The following is a 17415-nucleotide window of genomic DNA, read 5'->3' as shown; positions in this document are numbered from 1 at the left end:
GCGCGCGCGGAACTGGCGCGCGCCGGTGCGGTCGTGCGCGCGCAGGACGACCAGCAGACGGTGTTGCGCCGGCGCCGTGCGCAAAGCACGGCCGCGATCGAGCAGGCGCGTGCGCGGCTCGCGGCGTCGCGCGCGAAGCTCGCGCTGGCGCAACTCGATCTCGAGCACACGGTGATCCGCGCGACACGCGACGGCACGATCGGCCAGCGGGCGGTGCGCGCGGGCCAGTACGTCGAGGTCGGGATGCCGTTGCTCGCGGTCGTGCCGCTGCGCGACGTGTACGTCGTCGCGAACTTCAAGGAGACGCAGCTCGGCGCGATGCGCGACGGGCAGCCGGTCGAGATCGACGTCGATACCTACTCGGGCCGCACGCTGCACGGCCGCGTGCTCGGGCTCGCCCCGGGCTCGGGCGCCGAATTCGCGCTGCTGCCGCCCGACAACGCGACCGGCAACTTCACGAAAATCGTGCAGCGCGTACCCGTGAAGATCCGCCTCGATGCGCCGCCGCCGGGCCTCGTGCTGAGGCCCGGCATGTCGGTGATCGCGCGCGTCGATACGCGCGGCACGCCGGGAGCCGGATCGTGACGGCCGCGGCATCGCGGGGCGCGCAGGCCGCGCACGACGAAGCCGTCTCGCTGCGCGCGTGGGTCGCGGTGCTCGGCGGCGTGTTCGGCTGCTTCATGGCGGGGATGAACGTGCACGTGACGAACGCGTCGCTGCCCGACATCCGCGGGTCGCTGGGCGCGAGCTTCGAGGAAGGCTCGTGGATCTCGACCGCGTACCTCGTTGCCGAGATCGTCGTGATTCCGCTCACCGGCTGGCTCGTGCAGGTGTTCTCCGCGCGCCGCGTGCTGCTCGTCGGCGCAACGGGGTTCCTCGCGTTCTCGATCGCGTGCTCGGTCGCGCCGACCATTTCGACGATGATCGTCGCGCGCGCGCTGCAGGGCGCGTTCGGCGGCGTGCTGATTCCGCTGTCGTTCCAGCTGATCGTCACCGAGCTGCCACCGTCGAAGCATCCGCTCGGGATGGCGCTGTTCGCGGTCGCGAACAACGTCGCGCAGGCGGCCGGGCCGTCGCTCGGCGGCTGGCTCACCGACATGTATTCGTGGCGCTGGATCTTCTATCTGCAGATTCCGCCCGCGATCGCGCTGATCGCGGCGATCGCGTGGGCGATCCGCCCGGTGCCCGTGCAGTTGTCGAAGCTGCGCCAGGCCGACTGGTTCGGGATCGCGACGATGGCGATCGGCTTGAGCGCGCTGCAGATCGTGCTGGAGGAGGGCGGGCGCAAGGACTGGTTCGCGTCCGACCTGATCGTCGAGCTGTCGATCGTCGCGGTGGCGGGGCTCGTCGCGTTCGTCGCGATCGAGCTGCGGCGCGAGGCGCCGTTCATCAACCTGCGGCTGCTCGGCCGTTACAACTTCGGGATCGCGAGCCTGATGCAGTTCCTGTTCGGCGCGGTGGTGTTCGGCGTCGTGTTCCTCGTGCCGAACTACTTCGCCGAGCTGCACGGCTACAGCGCGCGCGACATCGGCCTCGCGATGATCCCGTACGGGCTCGTGCAGTTCGTGATGTCGTTCCTGACGCCGCCGCTGATGCGCCGCACGAGCCCGCGCGCGACGATCGTGCTCGGCTTCGTGCTCGTCGCGGCGGGCTGCCTGATGAACATCCACCTGACCGCCGACGCCGCATCGAACGTGATCGTGCCGTCGCTCGTCGTGCGCGGGATCGGGCAGTCGCTCGTCGTGATCGCGCTGTCGGTGATGGCCGTCGACGGGATCGAGAAGGCGCAGCTCGGTTCGGCGTCCGGCGTGTTCAACATGGTGCGCAACGTCGGCGGTGCGATCGGCATCGCGGTGGCGAGCCAGATCGTCGTCGAGCGGCAGAAGCTGCATGCGATGCGGATCGGCGAGGCCGTGACGCCGTTCTCGGAAGCATTTCAGGAACGCATGGCGATGCTGGTGCGGCTGCTGTCGCGCGTGCATGTGCCGCGTGCCGATGCGTTGCCGGGTTCGGCGACCGGCGGCGTGCACGAGCTGGCACTCGCGCTCGTGAACCAGCGCGTGATGCGTGAGGCGCTGTTGATGGCGTACAGCGATACGTTCCTGATCGCGGGTGTTGCGATGGCTGGATGTACGGCGGCGGCGTTCCTGTTGAAGGGGAAAAGGACAGCGTGATGGGGACGGACGCCCGATATCGAAGCCTGACATACCTGACAGGCGAAGAATTCCTGCAATGGGCGTATCGTTCACCCGGCGCAGGCGGGACGACCGGCCTGCGGCCGATATCGTGAGCCAGGCCGGCGCATGTCGCCGGCCTGTCGTTCGTGGTGGCCACGGACGCCAGGGTCGCGCAGATCCGCGCTTCAGGCCCCTCCTCTCCGTGGTCCTTGTCCATTCAACCGGCCCTTTGTCGGGCCCATCGCGAGGAAAGCGTCATGACGAAACCCGATTCCCTGAAAGGCGACATCAAGGAGCAAGCCCAGGAAGCCGATCGCCACAACCTGGCGCGCCCCGCCGTGAACGGCGCATTGTGGGCGCGCGGACTGACGACGCAGCGGGTGGCCGACCTGTTCAGGACGCAGCGGGGCCTGCCGGGGCACTGGATGCAGGTTCAGAACGAGGTCAACGCCGGGAACCGCTATTTCTATGGTGTCCAGAACGGCCACCAAACGACCGACGAAGGCAAGGAACTGATCCGCTGGATCGCCGATGCGGTGATCAGCGCCGCGCAGCGCGCGGAGTTCGATTTTCCGCTGCAGCAGCTTCAATTTACGGCCGATACGGGCTGGCTGAAGCTGCAGCGCGTGTCGGGTCGTGTGATGGTGTTGTCGCGCCCCTGACCGTCAGGTCCGGCGCATCGTCGGAACGCGGGGCGGCCGGGCCCGGCCGCTACGCCCCCTTCGTTCCTTTGCCGACCGTCAGACTGAAACCGTGATGCCTGCCGAATGCGGTGGCCCCGCAGGCCGCACCACGATTTCCACCTGCTGGCCCAGCGACGCCAGCGTCTGCATCAGCAGTTCCAGCGAGACGTTCCGGAGTCTTTCGCGTTGCTCGGGCGTGACGACGGGCCGGGCCATTTCCGCGAGCGCCGCAGCCTCGTCTTCGCTCAGGCCGCGCGAGACGGTCAGTGCGTTGATCTTCAGGACGAGCGCGGATTTGGCCGACAGTGCGCCCGCGTCATCGAGGCCGAAGTCGGCCGGCAAGGTGCCGGCACGTTGTCGCGAGTCGTTGCGATTCATTGCGCGCCTCCCGTGATCACCGAGAACGTCGGCCGCGGCTGGCCTGTCGAGCGATCGGCATCCTGGCCGATATCGTCGCCGGGCGCTTCTTCGATCGGCGTGACCACCAGCCGCTTGTGCATCACCTCGATCCGCAAGCGCTGCCCGGGTTCGAAACCCGCTGCGTCGATCCAGCGGCCGGACAGCTTTATCCACAGATGGAGGGCCGGCGGTGCCGTGTCGGCGAGCCTGAGATGTGGAACGATGCGGCGAGTCTGAAAAGACGTGCGAGCGGGCATGGAACAATCGTGAAAGCGAACCGGTGCGTTATGATTCCCGTCAGCCATGACTGACTCCTGTACTGAGTGGGTTGTGGTCAGCGGCCCGCGCGTGGTAGTGCACGCGCGGGCCGCGCTCGTTTACGCAGTGGATTTCGATCGGCATCCCGTCACATGGTTGGCATGGCGAAATGAAATGGCATTCCAGGCGAAAACGTGCAATCACTCTAGCCGAGATCGGCCGGCATCAGGTGTCGGTCCGGAGCGCCTTCGTCTGCACTGACGGACGCACCGATGTCTTGCAGGCTTGCTGCGAAACGCTTCCCCGGCGATTGCGCCGGCGGGCCGCGTCGTCACTTTATTGACGATATGTCAGAAAGCGTGTCGGTCGAATGCTCCGATTCGCCTGCCACACGTCGCACGAGGATGTCATGGGCGTCGTGCAGGGCCGCCCGAACTTGCGCGGGAAGCCGCCGTGCTTTCCGTCACGGCGGCAGCGAATCATGCGTGCAGCGTGTTCATCTCCCGGCCCGGCTCGCCGCGGTCGAGGCGCGGATGTGACGCAGCGATGCCGCGGCCTTTCGGCCGACGCGCGTTACTGGCCGAAGCGGTCCGCGACGGCGTCCTTCAGCCGCGCGGCGGTGATCTCGCCCATGTGCGATTCGACGAGATTGCCTTTCGCGTCGAAGAAGAGCGTCGTCGGCAGCCCGCGCGAACCGTAGGCCTGCATCGCGTGCAGTGTGCGATCGAGCAGCACGTGATCGAACCGCAGCCCTTTCTGTTCGAGGAACGCGCGCACCGCTTGCGCGTCTTCGCCCTGGTTGACCATCAGCACCGTCATCCCCGGATGATCCTGCTGCGCTTGCGCGAGGATCGGCATTTCGCGCTGACACGGCGGGCACCACGTGGCCCACAGGTTCACGACGACCGGCTTGCCCGCGAAGCGTTGCGCAGGCACTGGCGTGGCGTCGAGCGCTTCGAGCCGCAACGCGGCAAGCGGCGGCGCACCGTGCTGCAACGTTGCGAGCGTGCCCTGCGCGATGCCCCACGCGGCGAGGCCCGCGAGCATGCCGGCCAGCACCGGGCGACGCAGCGCGGGCAGGCGGCGCAGGCGCCAGCCCGCGAACACGATTCCGGCCGCGAGGCCGATGCGCCAGTCGAAACCGCCGTCGCCGAGCGCGACGATCGAGCGAGGCGCGGCGGCGTACTCGTGCCACCACTGCGCGACGTAGCCGATGCGCGCGGCGATCAGCCCGAGCAGCAAGGTATCGAGGATCAGGCTCGATGCGGTCTTGTGCTGGCCGTCCGGCGGGCGGCGCTGGATGAAACGGGCGACGAGCCACGCGAGCAGCGCGGCGACGGCCACCGCGACGACGCGGATCGAGAAGGGACCGATGCTTAACATGAGCAGGAAAGGGGCGACTTGATCGAGCGGGGGCAGGAGGACGATGATCGGCCGATGAAGGCGATGCGGTCAACGGTCGTGATGCGATTCGACATGGCCCGATGCGTGCGGGTTCCCGGCGCGGCGTGTGCATATTCGGGATGCCGTCATTGTTCGGTCAGTGCGCGGTCGTTCAGGCTGGTCTGATGATCGGTTGCGAATCGCTCGTCGACAATGCGGTCGCCGGTCTGGCGTGGTGTCCGCCGGTGTCTCGAAAGGGATCTCTGCCTGACGGTCGGTTCCCCCGAGCGGCTGCATTCCCGTCGTTTCACATGCAATCGTGAATGCGTTGTGGCGGCGGATGGGCTCGGCCGCGATCCGATTCATGCCGGCTGATTCGATGGAACGGGATCGTGGCCGGATACGGGCACCGGGCAGTCACTCGCGCACCGCGTGGCGCCAGGTTGGTGGCTGGCACAGGGTTCCGATGAGGGCAACACATATGAACCGTCGTTGCTGATCGGCCGACTGATGGCTGAGCATTTGCGCAAGCGTGGCTTGCGACCGTATTGAGGAGTTCGGCGATTCAGTAATGCCGCGCGCGGTGAGAGGCGGGGCATGGCCGGTGACTGGCGGGCAGGCTGAAAGGCCCCGGTCGGCGACGATCGTTGCGTGCGACATCCGCATCGTCGCCGGCGGATGAGCGCGACCGCTGCCGCCCGGCGGGCCGCGCATCCGCGGCCCGCCGGGCGTCGGGCATTACTGCGTCTTCGTCTGCGTGGCGTTCGCCTGTTGCGCGCCGGCCGCCGGTTCGAGCGTCGTCAGCGTCTGCTCGGTGAACTTCTCGTACAACCAGTTCATGCGCGTATCGTCCATGCCGCCGGCGATGCCGCCGAGCGCGTACGAAGCCGATACCTTGAAGCGGTCGATCTGATGATTGTCGGCGTCGACGAGCGTCACGGTGCCGTCGACGTGATCGTTGCCCGCCATGAAGCCGAACATGACGGCCGAGAAGCTCGAGCGCACGCGAATGCCGTTGACTTCGACGTTCAGGTGCATTGCATCGGTCGAATCCGCTTTTGCCAGCAGCTTGCGTGCGTCCAGTGCGCTTTCGATTTTTTCCTGCAGTTTCTTCGCGTCGAACTTCAGGTTGTCTTTCAACGCTTCCTGCGCGGTATTGTCGAGCGTGACCTTCACGACCACGGGTTTCGTGCCGAATTTCATCGTCGATGCGGTCACGGCGGCCCCCGCCGGATCGCTGGCGTCGCGTGTCACGCTGCTGGCGCAGCCCGACAGGAAGCCGATCGTCACCAATGCCAGAGCGGCATGACGGAATACAGATTTCATGATTTGGTCTTTTTAGTTCGGGTTATTTGAGATGGCTCTATGGCCGGGCGGGAATCTAGCACAGGGCGATCCGGTTCAAATGGTCGAATAGATCGAACAATCCATTTGATCCGGATTCGTCGCGGCCTTCGGCGCCGATGCAGACTTGCGCCGCTCACTTGACGGGCGATGACGGCGCACGGCTCGCCGGAGCGACCGGTTCCACGCGCAAGCGGGAGGCTGGCTTCCGCCGCGGCGGCACCGGCTACGTGCGTATCGTCACGGGTTGTTACCCGGCGCCGCCCCGCCGAGCCGATATGCCGTGAAGAACTCGTACCACGGCGACCCTTCCGCGACCGGCACGTCGAGCGCCGCGGTCCGCCGCTTCAACGCGCCGAACACGTCGTTGATACGCGCGGCCTGCCCCGCATCGTTGAACGGATGGGGCCGTGCCCGGCCGGCCGCGAACGCGCCATATGCAATCGCGAGCAGGCGTGCGCTGTCGTCGGTCGACGCGATCGATCCGTTGATCGCTTCGGCGAGGCGTGGCCGGTCTTCTGCGCGTGATCCGGACAGGCACAGGAACACGATCGCCGACAGTTCGTGCAGGTCCTTCACACGCAGCAGCGCCGGCAGCCGCGCGACGATTCGCTCAACCGGCTCGTCGCGCAGTGCGTCGCCGAAGTCGAGCACGGCGGCCATCGGGTTCGTGTCCGCTGTCAGGCGATCGAGCGCCGACGGTGCGGCCGACGTGCTGGCGCCGTCCGGCGACGCTGCCGGCGCAGACCGCAACGCATCGGCCACCTGCTGCGTCCATTCCGGAAAGATCATCCGCACGTTGCCGAACTGCTCGCCGCCTTCCGCCGCCGGATTCCATCGATACACGATCGTGCCGCCGCGAATGAACGGCGAATACAGGTGTTCGGGCGTTTGCGGCAGCGGCCGCCGGTTGATCGGCAGCCAGGCGAGCGTCAGCCAGTCGTAGCGGCCGGTGGCGGGCACGGCAGGGCTCGAGCTCGCGACGACCTGCCACGTGCCGCGATTCGCATAGCGACGCCGCGCGTCGGGCACCGGGACGGTCCGGCCTTTCGCGGTGTCGAAGTACGTCGTGCCGGTCACGTTCGATCCGCTGTCCGCGGCCGGCGTGATGGTGGAGATGACCCACGACATGCCGTCCGCCGAACGGTAGTCGGACGGCTTCAGCGTCGCGACGTCGTGCACCATGCGGGTTTCCGCCGCGACGTGGCTCGGGGGGAGATTGGCGGGCGCGGCCAGGATGCTCGGCATGGGATGTCCTCGGAATCGGGTGCGCATCGCCGGGCGGGGGCGACGCGCGGCGGCGCGGATTGTTTTATGTCACTGTAGAACGTCGTCGCCGGAAACGGAAACCGGCCGCGCGGCACAGCCTGGTCGCGTGTTCCGCCGCATCGGCTTACCATGCGCATCCTGAGCCAACGACGCACACCGGGCGGGAGCGCGCATGACCGACACGAAAGCCATCACCGAACACTGGACACAGGTCGCCGACCAATGGATCGGCTGGGCCGGCAAGCCCGGGCACGATGCGTTCTGGAAATACCGCGCGGGGCTCGCGGCCTATATCGGCCGCGACACCGGCCGCGCGCTGGAGATCGGCTGCGGCGAAGGCCGCGTGAGCCGCGAACTGAAGGCGCTCGGCTATGACGTGACCGCGACCGACGTGGTGCCCGCGATGCTCGACGCCGCCCGTCATGCGGATTCCGCGCATCGCTACGAGCTGGCCGACGCGGCGTCGCTGCCGTTCGACGCGGCCAGCTTCGATCTCGTGATGGCATACAACGTGCTGATGGATCTCGACGACATGCAGCGCGCGCTGAACGAGGCGCGCCGCGTGCTGAAGCCGGGCGGGCTGCTGTTCATCTCGCTCGTGCATCCGTTTCGCGATCGCGGCGGCTTCGCGGGGCCGCAACCCGATGCGCCGTTCGTGCTGAAGGGCAGCTATTTCGGGCGCGCGTACTTCGACGGCGTGGAAATGCGCGACGGGCTGTCCATGCATTTCGCCGGCTGGTCGCTGCCGCTGCAGGCGTATATGGACGCGCTGGAAGCGGCCGGGTTCGCGATCGTGTCGCTGCGCGAGCCGCCGCCCGACCACGCCGATACGGATCAACTGAAGCAGTGGGCGCGCGTGCCGCTGTTTCTGTGGATCAAGGCGCGGCCGGTGGGGTGAGCGCGGGCGGTCAATGTCGGGCGACGACGATGGGTTCGCCTGTACGGAAGAGAACACAAATTGACACGTTGAATTGGTAGCCGTGGGGATACAGCAACCGATGGAATGACGGATCTTGTGTCCCCTGGGCGACTGTGGCCTGTCGACGTGAAACGGCCAGCATTCCGACTCCCGTTTTCATCCGTTTCAGCGCAACAGCTCCTTCCGGTAGAGCACGGCCCCGGGTTTTTCCGCGACGGTGTCGTAGAGCCGCATCGCCGTGTGGTTCGATTCGTGTGTTTGCCAGGACACGCGTTCGGCGCGATGCGCACGCGCGGTGTCGTACACGGCTTCGATCAGCGCGCGGCCGACGCCCTTGCCGCGCTCGCTGTCGAGCGTGAACAGATCCTGCAGGTAGCAGACCGGCCCGGCGTGCGTCGTGCTGCGGTGATACAGGAAATGCACGAGCCCGACGAGCTTGCCGTCGCGCTCCGCGACGAAAGCATGGACGGGCTCGTAGCCGTCGAAGAAGCGCGACCACGTGAGCTGCGTGATGCGCATCGGCAGGGCCGTATCGTCGAAGCGGCCGTAGAAGCGGTTATAGCCGTCCCATAGCGGCAGCCACTGGTCGTAGTCGTTTTCAGCGACCGCGCGTACGGTCAGTCCTGTTTCGTTGGCGTTCATGTTGACGGACCTTTCGATGAGAAGGGCGCGCGCCTCCGATCCGGCCGGCGCGTCGCAGGTTTCTACGATAGGACGTTCGCGGCACCATCGGTAGGCCCATGACGACTACATTTCATGGTGCCACGGCCAACGGTCGAGCATCCGCGCAACAGGCTCATGAAGACGCGGCAACACGGTCGAGATGAGTCGACGGCTCGACCGCGATCGCGATCTTTCCTCGAACACCGTGGCGGGGACTTTCCAGCCGGGCATGGGCGAGCGGAATATCGGCAAGGGAATAGACGGCGCCGACGTGTGGCCGCAGCTGTCCGCGCGCAACCAACGCGCTCAACTCGTCCAGCTTGCCGCGGTTTTGCCTCGTGAAAACGAAGTGATAGCTCGCGTTCTTGCCCCAGGCCTGAATGACGTTTTGCGGCTGTGCGATGTCCACGATCGTGACGACGCGGCCAAGCTGTGCGAGCGCGTCGGGGCTGCGCGACAAGGTGTTGCCGCCGATGGTGTCGAACACGACGTCGACTCCGCGGCCATCCGTGGTCCGCATGACGGCGTCGACGTAATCGTCCTTTTCGTAGTCGATGACCTCATCGGCCCCCAGACTTCGGGCGAATTCGACGTTGGCTGCGCGCACGGTCGTGAACACCCTCGCGCCGATGGCTTTGGCGAGCTGGATCGCCACATGGCCGACGCCTCCCGCGCCACCGTGTACCAGAATGCTTTCGCCCACGCGCAGCGCCGCGCGCACGACCAGTGCTTCCCATGCCGTCCCGCCGACCAGGGTCAGGCTTGCCGCTTCGAGATGGCTCAGTGACGGCGGCTTCTTCCCGACGATGTTTTCGGCGGCAACGTGGTACTCGGCATAACTGCCCGGCCCGTCGAAGATTTGCGGGGTGTACCAGACTTCGTCTCCCGGAGAGAAGGCCGTCACACCCGGCCCGACTGCTTCGACCACGCCGGAGACGTCATGCCCGGTAATGGCCGGCAGCGGCACCAGGTCGGGATAGTCGCCACGCCGGACCTGATAGTCCAGCGGGTTGATGGACGTCGCATGGACGCGGACCAGAACTTGTCCCGCGTGCGGCGCGGGCTTGGGTACGTCACGCAGTTCGAACGATTCCGGGCCGCCAAATGATTTGAGCATGAGCGCTTTCATTGGAACTCCTCGTTTCGATAAAAAGGGATATCGGGAATTATCGATATGATGCGGCAAAAAATTACAGCTCTTTGCCAATGGCCTTGGCAAGCGCACTGATGGCTGCTTCGTTGCGCTTGTAGTAGGTCCACTGACCGATGCGCCTGACCTCGACCAGGCCGGCGCGTTGCAGCGTGGCAAGATAATCGGACACCGTCGACTGCGACAGCCCGACACCCTCCTGAATGCTGCTGACGCAAACGCCCACCGTGAGCACGTCCCCTTCGTCCTGCGGAGGGAAGTTTTTCACGGGATCCTTCAAGCCTTGCAGGATCTCGAGACGAGTCCGGTTCGAGAGGGCCTTGAAAATGTCGAGCAATTCCATGGCGCGGAGTATATCGAGATTTACCGATATGTCAATGTGAGGGGCATCCGCCGTTTGGTAGTGTCCAGGGCTAACCGGTCTTCGAAGGCCCCGCGTTGCTGCCGCCATGCCACCCGAACGCCGCCGTGTCTTTGCTTTCGGTCTGTTAGACTTTTCGGCCGTCTGTCGCCATCCGGGTCGCCCCCGGTTTTTCGCGTCATGAACGAACACCACGCGCCGAATCCGATTGTCGAGGTGCTGCGAGCCTACTGGAAGGCCGATCGCTGGATGCTGCTGACGGTCGCGGCGGTCGTCGTGCTGTCGAGTGCGAGCGCCGTCGCCGCGCCCTATCTGTTCTCGCGCCTGATCGACGCGCTGTCGCATCGCGGCGTGCTCCATGCGCTGATCCCGGGCTTTGTGCTCTATGCGGTGTTGCTGGGCCTGTCCAGCGCGCTGCAACGCGTGGTGCAGTACCTGTCCTTCACCAGTTCCAAGAATCTCGGATTCATCACCGGCACGCGCTTCTTCGAGCGCATCCTGAAGAAGACCACGGCCTTCTTCGTCGAACACAATCCGGCTGAAATCCAGAGTGCGAACGAACGCGGCAGCCGCGCACTGTCGGTGCTCGTGCAACTCGCGCTGATGGACCTGATCCCCGGCACGCTTCAGATCGTGCTGACGCTCGCCACGCTCGGCGCGCTGATCAATTTCGAGGTCGTGGCCATTACGGCCGCCTACGGCGCGGTCGCAGTGACGATCGCGATCGTTGCCGCGCGGCGCTCGCGCGCGTTTCTCGACCGCGCCATCGAGGCCGGGCAGGAGAATGCGCGTTTCGTCGGCGGCGCGATCAATGCGATGGAGACGCTTCGGCATTTCGGCAGCCATCGGTGGATGAGCGAACGTTTCTCCGAGAAAGCGCGCGTCGAGCGCGACAGCTGGCGCGCATACGTGCTGCAGCACGTCGGCTATCTCGCGCTGCTGGGTCTCTGCCTCGCGGTCCAGTTCTCGGTGACGTTCTGGTTGCTGCTGCCGCGCCATGAAGCCGGTGCGCTGTCGATCGGCGACATCGTGCTGTTCAACACGTTGCTGTTGCAACTGAACCTGCCGTTCGAAATGCTCGCGCGCTCGATCGACGAGAGTGCGCGCTCCCGCGCGGCCCTCGTGCCGTTCGCGGCGCTCTGGGCGGCACCCGAGGAGCGGCAGGTGTCGCACGCATCGGCGTTCGTGCCGCGCGAAGGGCGCGTGGTGTTCGATCATGTCGGCTACGCGTACGGCAATGGGCGCGGCGTGACCGATGTCGATTTCGTCGCCGAGCGCGGGGCCGTCACGTTCATCGTCGGCGAAACGGGGGCGGGGAAATCGACGATCTTCAAGCTGGCGCTGAAGTCGATCGAACCGACCGGCGGGCGCATTCTCGTCGACGGCGTCGATCTCGCGGACATCGACCGCGCCGACTGGTACGGTGCGGTCGCCGTCGTGCCGCAGGACGTAGTGCTGCTGAACGAAAGCCTGGAGGACAACATTCTGCTCGGCCGGCCGCACGATGCTCGGCGTTTGCGGGAAGCCGCTGCGAGGGCCGCGATCCTGACGTTCATCAACGGCCTGCCGGACGGCTTCCGCACGACGGTGGGCGAGCGCGGGCTGAAGCTGTCCGGCGGCGAGCGCCAGCGCATCGCGATCGCCCGGGCGCTGTACGGCAACCCGACCGTACTGTTTCTCGACGAGGCGAGTTCCGCGCTGGATGAAGCGACGGAGCGCGACATCATGGAACACGTGCGACTGCTCGCCCGCGATGTCACGGTGATCGCGATCACCCACCGGCGCTCGGTCATCGGCGCGGCCGACAAGGTCGTGCGGCTCGGCCGGGCAGGCGTGCCGGCCTGACACAGGCACGCAACCGCGTCGCCGCTACCGTCCCTTACCCGCGCAGCGGCGGATTGAGCCGCGCGAACGCCGCCTGCCGGCGATACGGGAAGTACGGATAAGGCGCTTCGACGGCACTCGCCGCATCGAGCTTCGCGACCTGCGCATCGGTCAGCGCCCAGCCTGCCGCGCCGAGGTTCTGGCGCAACTGTTCCTCGTTGCGCGCGCCGATGATCACCGACGACACGGTCGGCCGTTGCAGCAGCCAGTTCAGCGCGATCTGCGGCACCGTCTTGCCGGTTTCCTCCGCGATCGCGTCGAGCACATCGACCACGTCGTACAGGCGCGCTTCGTCGACCGGCGGCCCGTAGCTCGCCGTTTCATGCAGGCGGCTGCCTTCGGGCAGCGGCGCGTTGCGCCGGATCTTGCCGGTGAGCCGGCCCCAGCCGAGCGGGCTCCACACGAGTGCGCCGAGGCCCTGGTCGGCGCCGAGCGGCATCAGGTCCCACTCGTAGTCGCGGCCGACGAGCGAGTAGTAGACCTGGTTCGCGACGTAACGCGACCAGCCGTGCCGATCCGCCGCCGCCAGCGACTTCATGATCTGCCACCCCGCGAAGTTCGACACGCCGATGTAGCGCAGCTTGCCCGCGCGCACGAGATCGTCGAGCGTCGACATCACTTCCTCGACCGGCGTGCCCGCGTCGAACGCATGAAGTTGCAGCAGGTCGATGTAGTCGGTGTCGAGGCGGCGCAGCGCGTGGTCGACCGCACGGACCAGTCGCGCGCGCGACGTGCCCGCGTCGTTCGGGCCGTCGCCGGTCGGCAGGCCCGTCTTCGTCGAGATCAGCACCTGGTCGCGACGTCCCTTGATCGCGGCGCCGAGCACGCGCTCGGATTCACCGTCCGAATACACGTCGGCCGTGTCGAACAGGTTCACCCCGGCTTCGAGGCAGATGTCGATCAGGCGGCGCGCTTCGTCGACGCCCGTGTTGCCCCATGCGCTGAACAGCGGGCCGGTGCCGCCGAATGTGCCGGCGCCGAAGCTCAGGACGGGAACCTTGAGGCCGGAGCGGCCGAGGGTGCGGTATTCCATGGCGGGTTTCCTGTGGATGATCGAAGCGTCGGGGCGGACGGCCGTGACATCGAGCGTTGCCGCACTGTATCGCTTGCGGACATTTCGGATAATCGGGCAGGCTTCGAAAATATCCTTCGGAAGGAGCGAACAATGCTGCTCGACAATCTCGCGCTGTTCCTGCGCATCGTGGAGAAGGGCGGGCTGGCTGCGGCGGGCCGCGAGGTCGGGCTGTCGCCGGCCACGGTGTCCGAGCGACTGACGGCGCTCGAGCGTCACTACGGCGCGGCGCTGCTCACGCGCACGACGCGCGCGATCAGCCTGACCGACGAGGGCCGCACGCTCGTCGACGGCGCGCGGCGCCTGCTGGCCGAAGCCGACGAACTCGAAAGCCGCGTGCGGCTGGGTGTGCAGACATTGTCGGGGCCCGTGCGGCTGAGCGCACCGGCCGATCTCGGTCGCGAGCGCGTGGTGCCCGTCGTCGATGCGTTCCTGGCAGAGCATCCAGGTGTGACGGTCGACCTGCATCTCGGCGACGGTTACGTCGATCTCGTCGGGCAGGGGCTCGATTTCGCGATTCGCCGCGGCACGCTCGCGGACAGTTCGCTGCGCAGCCGCTCGCTCGGCCGCGCGCGGCGCGTGGTATGTGCGTCGCCTGCGTATCTCGCCGCGCACGGCACGCCAACGCATCCGGACGATCTCGTTTCTCACGACTGCCTCGTGATGCGTTTCGGGCCGGACCTGTATGCCGAATGGCCGTTCAGCATCGATGGCGAACCGAAGCGCGTGATGGTACGCGGCCGGCGCGTGGCCAACGACGGCGCGCTCGTGCGGGCGTGGTGCATCGCGGGGCATGGCGTCGCGCTGAAGTCGCTGGTCGACGTCGAGCAGGACCTGGCGTCCGGCGCGCTCGTCGAGATCCTTCGCGACTTCTCGCCGGGCGACGTCGACTTGCAGATCGTGTATCCGGGCCGTGCCGCGCAGCCGACGCGCGTGCGTGCGCTGATCGACCGGCTGGCGCAGGCACTGACTGCGGCGTGACGCAGATTACACGGGCTGTCGCGAAACGTTGAAGCAGCGATTCCGCCGCGCTTGCGTCGCGTGTCGACGCAACGCCCGTGCACACCACATCGCCAGCCGCAATCGTCCTTCAAACCGATTGCCCACACTTCGTCATTTAGCTAATATTCGAAACGTCAAACGAAACCGCACCCCATGGACGACGTTACCCGCATCAGCGCCCTGGCCAACGAAAGCCGTCTGGCCGTGATGCGCTGGCTCAAGCAGCCGCGCAAGCATTTCCCGCCGCAGCCGCACGGCGACTTCGACGAGCTCGGCGTGTGCTGCACGTACATCACCGAGAAGCTCGGCATCGCGCCGGCCACGACCACGCGCCACATGCGCATCCTCGCGGATGCCGGGCTCGTGCGGGCGACCCGCGTCGGCAAGTTCACGTACTACAAGCGGATCGACGGCGCGTTGCAGCAGCTCGGCCAAGATCTCTCGCAACTCTGATTCCATTTCCCCCGAGGCAACCGACATGGACGAACTTGCACTGCTGGCCGACGCCGACCGGCGCGCGCACGCGTATCTGGCCGCAACCGGCGAGCGACGCGCGTTTCCCGACGCGGCCGCGCTGGCCGGCCTCGCCGCCTTCGACGAGCCGCTGCCCGACGCGGGCCGCCCGGCCGACGACGTGCTGCGCCTGCTCGACGAGCACGGCACCCCCGCGACGGTCGCGTCGAACGGCCCGAACTACTTCGGCTTCGTGATCGGCGCGGCGCTCCCGGCTGCTGCCGCGGCCGAGCGACTGATGCTCGCGTGGGACCAGTGCGCGTCGTCGTACGCGAATTCGCCGGTCGCGGCGACGATCGAACGCCAGGCCGCACGCTGGGTGGTCGATGCGCTTGCGTTGCCCGAAGGCAGCGCGGTCGGGTTCGGTACGAGCGCGACAGCCTGCACGCTCGTCGCGCTGGTGGCCGCGCGGCGCGCGCTGCTCTCGCGCAAGGGCTGGGATATCGACGAGGACGGCCTGATCGGCGCGCCCGAAGTGAAGGTCGTGATTTCCGCGCTCGCGCACATCACGGTGAAGAAGGCGCTGCGCGTGCTCGGCTTCGGGATGAAGCGCATCGTCGTCGCGCCGGTCGATGCGCACGGCCGCATCGACCCCGCCCAGTTGCCGCCGCTCGACGACATGACGATCCTCTGCGTGCAGGCCGGCGAAGTGAACACCGGCGAATTCGATCCGTTCGCGGCGCTGATTCCGCCCGCGAAGGCGGCCGGCGCATGGGTGCACGTGGACGGCGCGTTCGGCCTGTGGGCACGCGCATCGTCGAAGCGCGCGCTGACGGACGGCATCGACGGCGCGGACAGCTGGACGACTGACGGCCACAAGTGGCTCAACACGCCGTACGACGGCGCGATGGTGATCTGCCGCGACGCGGCGGCGCTCGCCACCGCGATGAACAGCGATGCCGTCTACCTGAGCGGCGCACAGGATGCGCAGAAGAACCTGAACCTCGAATTCTCGCGGCGCGCGCGCGGCATTCCCGTGTGGGCTGCGTTGCGTGCGCTCGGCCGCGCCGGCGTGGCGACGATGGTCGAGCGGCATTGCGCGCAGGCGGCGCGGGTTGCGGACGGCCTGCGTGCGGCCGGCTACGACGTGCTGAACCGCGTCGTGCTGAACCAGGTGCTCGTGCGCGCCGGCACCGACGACGAAACCGCGGCGATCCTCGAAGCCGCACAGGCATCGGGCGACGTGTGGTTCGGCGCGACCGTGTGGCAGGGGCGGCGGGCGTTCCGGATCAGCGTGTCGTCGTGGCGCACGGAAGATGCGCACATCGATCGGCTCGTCGCGTTGCTGACGGCGTTGCGCGGCGTGCACGTGCGCTGAGCGTCCTGCGGCGTCCGCGCCCGTCACGTCGGCGGGCGCAACTTTCGTGCATTCGATGACGTGCAGCGCGGCGCGCACCATTCGCATCGACGCGCTCGCGCGACGAACGGGGGCGTGTGAGCCGTGTGCGACGGCGGTGCGGATGCCACGGCTGCCAGCGTGAAAATGTCGGACAATAGCCGCTGCGCGCGCCGCGCCGGCGCAGCGTTCAACCGATGCATTCACGCTTGCGAGATCCCCATGTCGACTCCCTTTCCCCGGGAACTGCTGAAGGCCGCCGATATCGCGAAGATGGAACCGACGCGCGCGGTGCATTCGCTGAATCCCAATGCCGTCCGGCTCAAACGACAACTCAGCGACCTGACCGGCCTGACGCAATTCGGTATCCACCTGCTCACGCTGATGCCCGGTCACGAATCGGCCGAGTATCACCGTCATCTGTACGAAGAAGAATTCGTCTACGTGCTGTCCGGCACGGGCTCGGTCACGATCGGCGAACGCGTCAGTGAAATCGGGCCCGGTGATTTCATCGGCTTTCCGCGCGGCGGTGAAGCGCATACGGTGCAGAACACCGGCGATGCGCCGCTGGAGCTGCTCGTCGGCGGGCAGCGGCTCGAACACGATGTCTGCGAATACCCGCGTATCGGCAAGCGGCTTTATATCGCCGGCGAGCTTGAAGACTATGTCGAGCTGCCGAAACAGCCCTGATTGCCGATCGCATTCGCAATGTCGAATTCCGTATAAAAAACCGAATCAATTACCTATTGTTTAGATAAACAAAATAAAAATTCGTAAAAATACGGGGTAGAGAAACCACGTTTATTTGGGCACGCTTGTGCGCATTGTCCATTCCCGGGTGCCGGCATTTCGACCTGCCGGCGCGTCTTTTTCGGGCATCCGGGTACGGAAATAAATACACGCGTCCGGCAGTTTCGACCGATTGACCGCGTACGCGACAAGTCACGAAAAGATTCCTGATTTAAAGCTCAGTAGTTCGAACCAGCAGCTTGATTCAAGAAC

The 17415-nt window shown here is 66.6% G+C and carries 18 protein-coding genes; 9 read left to right on the top strand and 9 right to left on the bottom strand.

From position 1 onward, the window contains the following. From DPV74_RS03155 to DPV74_RS03145, 3 genes are all read left to right on the top strand, one after another. Window positions 1-585, top strand: a 585-nt coding sequence (locus DPV74_RS03155) for an HlyD family secretion protein (RefSeq protein ID WP_162922930.1), incomplete at its 5' end; no start/stop codon positions are given. Next, window positions 582-2174, top strand: a complete 1593-nt coding sequence (locus tag DPV74_RS03150) for a DHA2 family efflux MFS transporter permease subunit (protein ID WP_119336493.1) — start codon at window positions 582-584, stop codon at window positions 2172-2174. The genes DPV74_RS03155 and DPV74_RS03150, both read left to right, overlap by 4 nt. 260 nt (window positions 2175-2434) lie before the next feature. Then, window positions 2435-2839 (top strand): hypothetical protein, encoded by a 405-nt coding sequence (locus DPV74_RS03145; protein ID WP_021160608.1) that lies wholly within the window; start codon window positions 2435-2437, stop codon window positions 2837-2839. A gap of 78 nt (window positions 2840-2917) precedes the next feature. Here the strand turns inward: DPV74_RS03145 and DPV74_RS03140 are convergent, their stop codons facing one another. The 5 genes from DPV74_RS03140 to DPV74_RS03120 all read right to left on the bottom strand — a co-directional run bounded on the left by DPV74_RS03140 (window position 2918) and on the right by DPV74_RS03120 (window position 7492). Next, a complete protein-coding gene (locus tag DPV74_RS03140) occupies window positions 2918-3238 on the bottom strand; it encodes a helix-turn-helix domain-containing protein (protein WP_027789997.1) in 321 nt (106 codons plus the stop codon). Further along, the gene (locus tag DPV74_RS03135) at window positions 3235-3564 is read right to left on the bottom strand and encodes a SymE family type I addiction module toxin (protein WP_119336492.1); all 330 of its coding nucleotides are present in this window, start codon (window positions 3562-3564) and stop codon (window positions 3235-3237) included. Before DPV74_RS03135 ends, DPV74_RS03140 begins: the two co-directional genes overlap by 4 nt. 526 nt (window positions 3565-4090) lie before the next feature. After that, window positions 4091-4900, bottom strand: coding sequence for a TlpA disulfide reductase family protein (locus DPV74_RS03130; RefSeq protein WP_119336491.1), 810 nt, complete (start codon window positions 4898-4900; stop codon window positions 4091-4093). A gap of 738 nt (window positions 4901-5638) precedes the next feature. Continuing rightward, window positions 5639-6226 carry a DUF4410 domain-containing protein gene (locus tag DPV74_RS03125; protein WP_027789994.1) on the bottom strand — a complete coding sequence of 196 codons (588 nt, stop codon included), beginning with the start codon at window positions 6224-6226 and terminating at the stop codon, window positions 5639-5641. Window positions 6227-6484: 258 nt separating this feature from the next. Continuing rightward, on the bottom strand, window positions 6485-7492 hold the full coding sequence (locus tag DPV74_RS03120) for a hypothetical protein (protein ID WP_119336490.1): 1008 nt from the start codon (window positions 7490-7492) through the stop codon (window positions 6485-6487). 193 nt (window positions 7493-7685) lie between these two features. Between DPV74_RS03120 and DPV74_RS03115 the strand changes: the two genes are divergently transcribed. After that, window positions 7686-8411 carry a class I SAM-dependent methyltransferase gene (locus tag DPV74_RS03115; protein ID WP_119336489.1) on the top strand — a complete coding sequence of 242 codons (726 nt, stop codon included), beginning with the start codon at window positions 7686-7688 and terminating at the stop codon, window positions 8409-8411. 186 nt (window positions 8412-8597) lie between these two features. Here DPV74_RS03115 and DPV74_RS03110 read toward each other — a convergent pair whose 3' ends face one another. The 3 genes from DPV74_RS03110 to DPV74_RS03100 form a co-directional block, all read right to left on the bottom strand. After that, complete coding sequence (locus tag DPV74_RS03110) at window positions 8598-9074, bottom strand: GNAT family N-acetyltransferase (RefSeq protein ID WP_119336488.1); 477 nt, start codon at window positions 9072-9074, stop codon at window positions 8598-8600. 154 nt (window positions 9075-9228) lie between these two features. Further along, the gene (locus DPV74_RS03105; RefSeq protein WP_119336487.1) at window positions 9229-10224 is read right to left on the bottom strand and encodes a zinc-dependent alcohol dehydrogenase family protein; all 996 of its coding nucleotides are present in this window, start codon (window positions 10222-10224) and stop codon (window positions 9229-9231) included. A 61-nt stretch (window positions 10225-10285) separates the two neighbouring features. After that, on the bottom strand, window positions 10286-10588 hold the full coding sequence (locus tag DPV74_RS03100) for a helix-turn-helix transcriptional regulator (RefSeq protein ID WP_048021417.1): 303 nt from the start codon (window positions 10586-10588) through the stop codon (window positions 10286-10288). A 198-nt stretch (window positions 10589-10786) separates the two neighbouring features. Here DPV74_RS03100 and DPV74_RS03095 point away from each other — a divergent pair, with 198 nt between their 5' ends. After that, window positions 10787-12451: an ABC transporter ATP-binding protein gene (locus DPV74_RS03095; RefSeq protein WP_119336486.1), complete on the top strand. Its 1665-nt coding sequence runs from the start codon at window positions 10787-10789 to the stop codon at window positions 12449-12451. Between the two features lie 34 nt (window positions 12452-12485). Here DPV74_RS03095 and DPV74_RS03090 read toward each other — a convergent pair whose 3' ends face one another. Beyond that, the gene (locus DPV74_RS03090) at window positions 12486-13523 is read right to left on the bottom strand and encodes an aldo/keto reductase (RefSeq protein ID WP_119336485.1); all 1038 of its coding nucleotides are present in this window, start codon (window positions 13521-13523) and stop codon (window positions 12486-12488) included. 132 nt (window positions 13524-13655) lie between these two features. Between DPV74_RS03090 and DPV74_RS03085 the strand changes: the two genes are divergently transcribed. The 4 genes from DPV74_RS03085 to DPV74_RS03070 all read left to right on the top strand — a co-directional run bounded on the left by DPV74_RS03085 (window position 13656) and on the right by DPV74_RS03070 (window position 17103). Further along, window positions 13656-14543 carry a LysR family transcriptional regulator gene (locus DPV74_RS03085; protein WP_027789986.1) on the top strand — a complete coding sequence of 296 codons (888 nt, stop codon included), beginning with the start codon at window positions 13656-13658 and terminating at the stop codon, window positions 14541-14543. Between the two features lie 174 nt (window positions 14544-14717). Further along, window positions 14718-15017, top strand: a complete 300-nt coding sequence (locus tag DPV74_RS03080; protein WP_021160594.1) for a helix-turn-helix transcriptional regulator — start codon at window positions 14718-14720, stop codon at window positions 15015-15017. Between the two features lie 25 nt (window positions 15018-15042). Then, entirely contained in the window at window positions 15043-16395 is a 1353-nt protein-coding gene (locus DPV74_RS03075; protein ID WP_119336484.1) for an aminotransferase class V-fold PLP-dependent enzyme, read from the top strand. 240 nt (window positions 16396-16635) lie between these two features. Continuing rightward, window positions 16636-17103, top strand: a complete 468-nt coding sequence (locus tag DPV74_RS03070) for a cupin domain-containing protein (RefSeq protein ID WP_027789984.1) — start codon at window positions 16636-16638, stop codon at window positions 17101-17103. The last annotated feature ends 312 nt before the right edge of the window (window positions 17104-17415 follow it).

The sequence above is a fragment of the Burkholderia sp. HAN2018 genome (genome assembly GCF_024704855.1).
Classification (GTDB): domain Bacteria; phylum Pseudomonadota; class Gammaproteobacteria; order Burkholderiales; family Burkholderiaceae; genus Burkholderia; species Burkholderia cepacia.
This window is presented reverse-complemented; position numbering and strand designations above follow the sequence as displayed.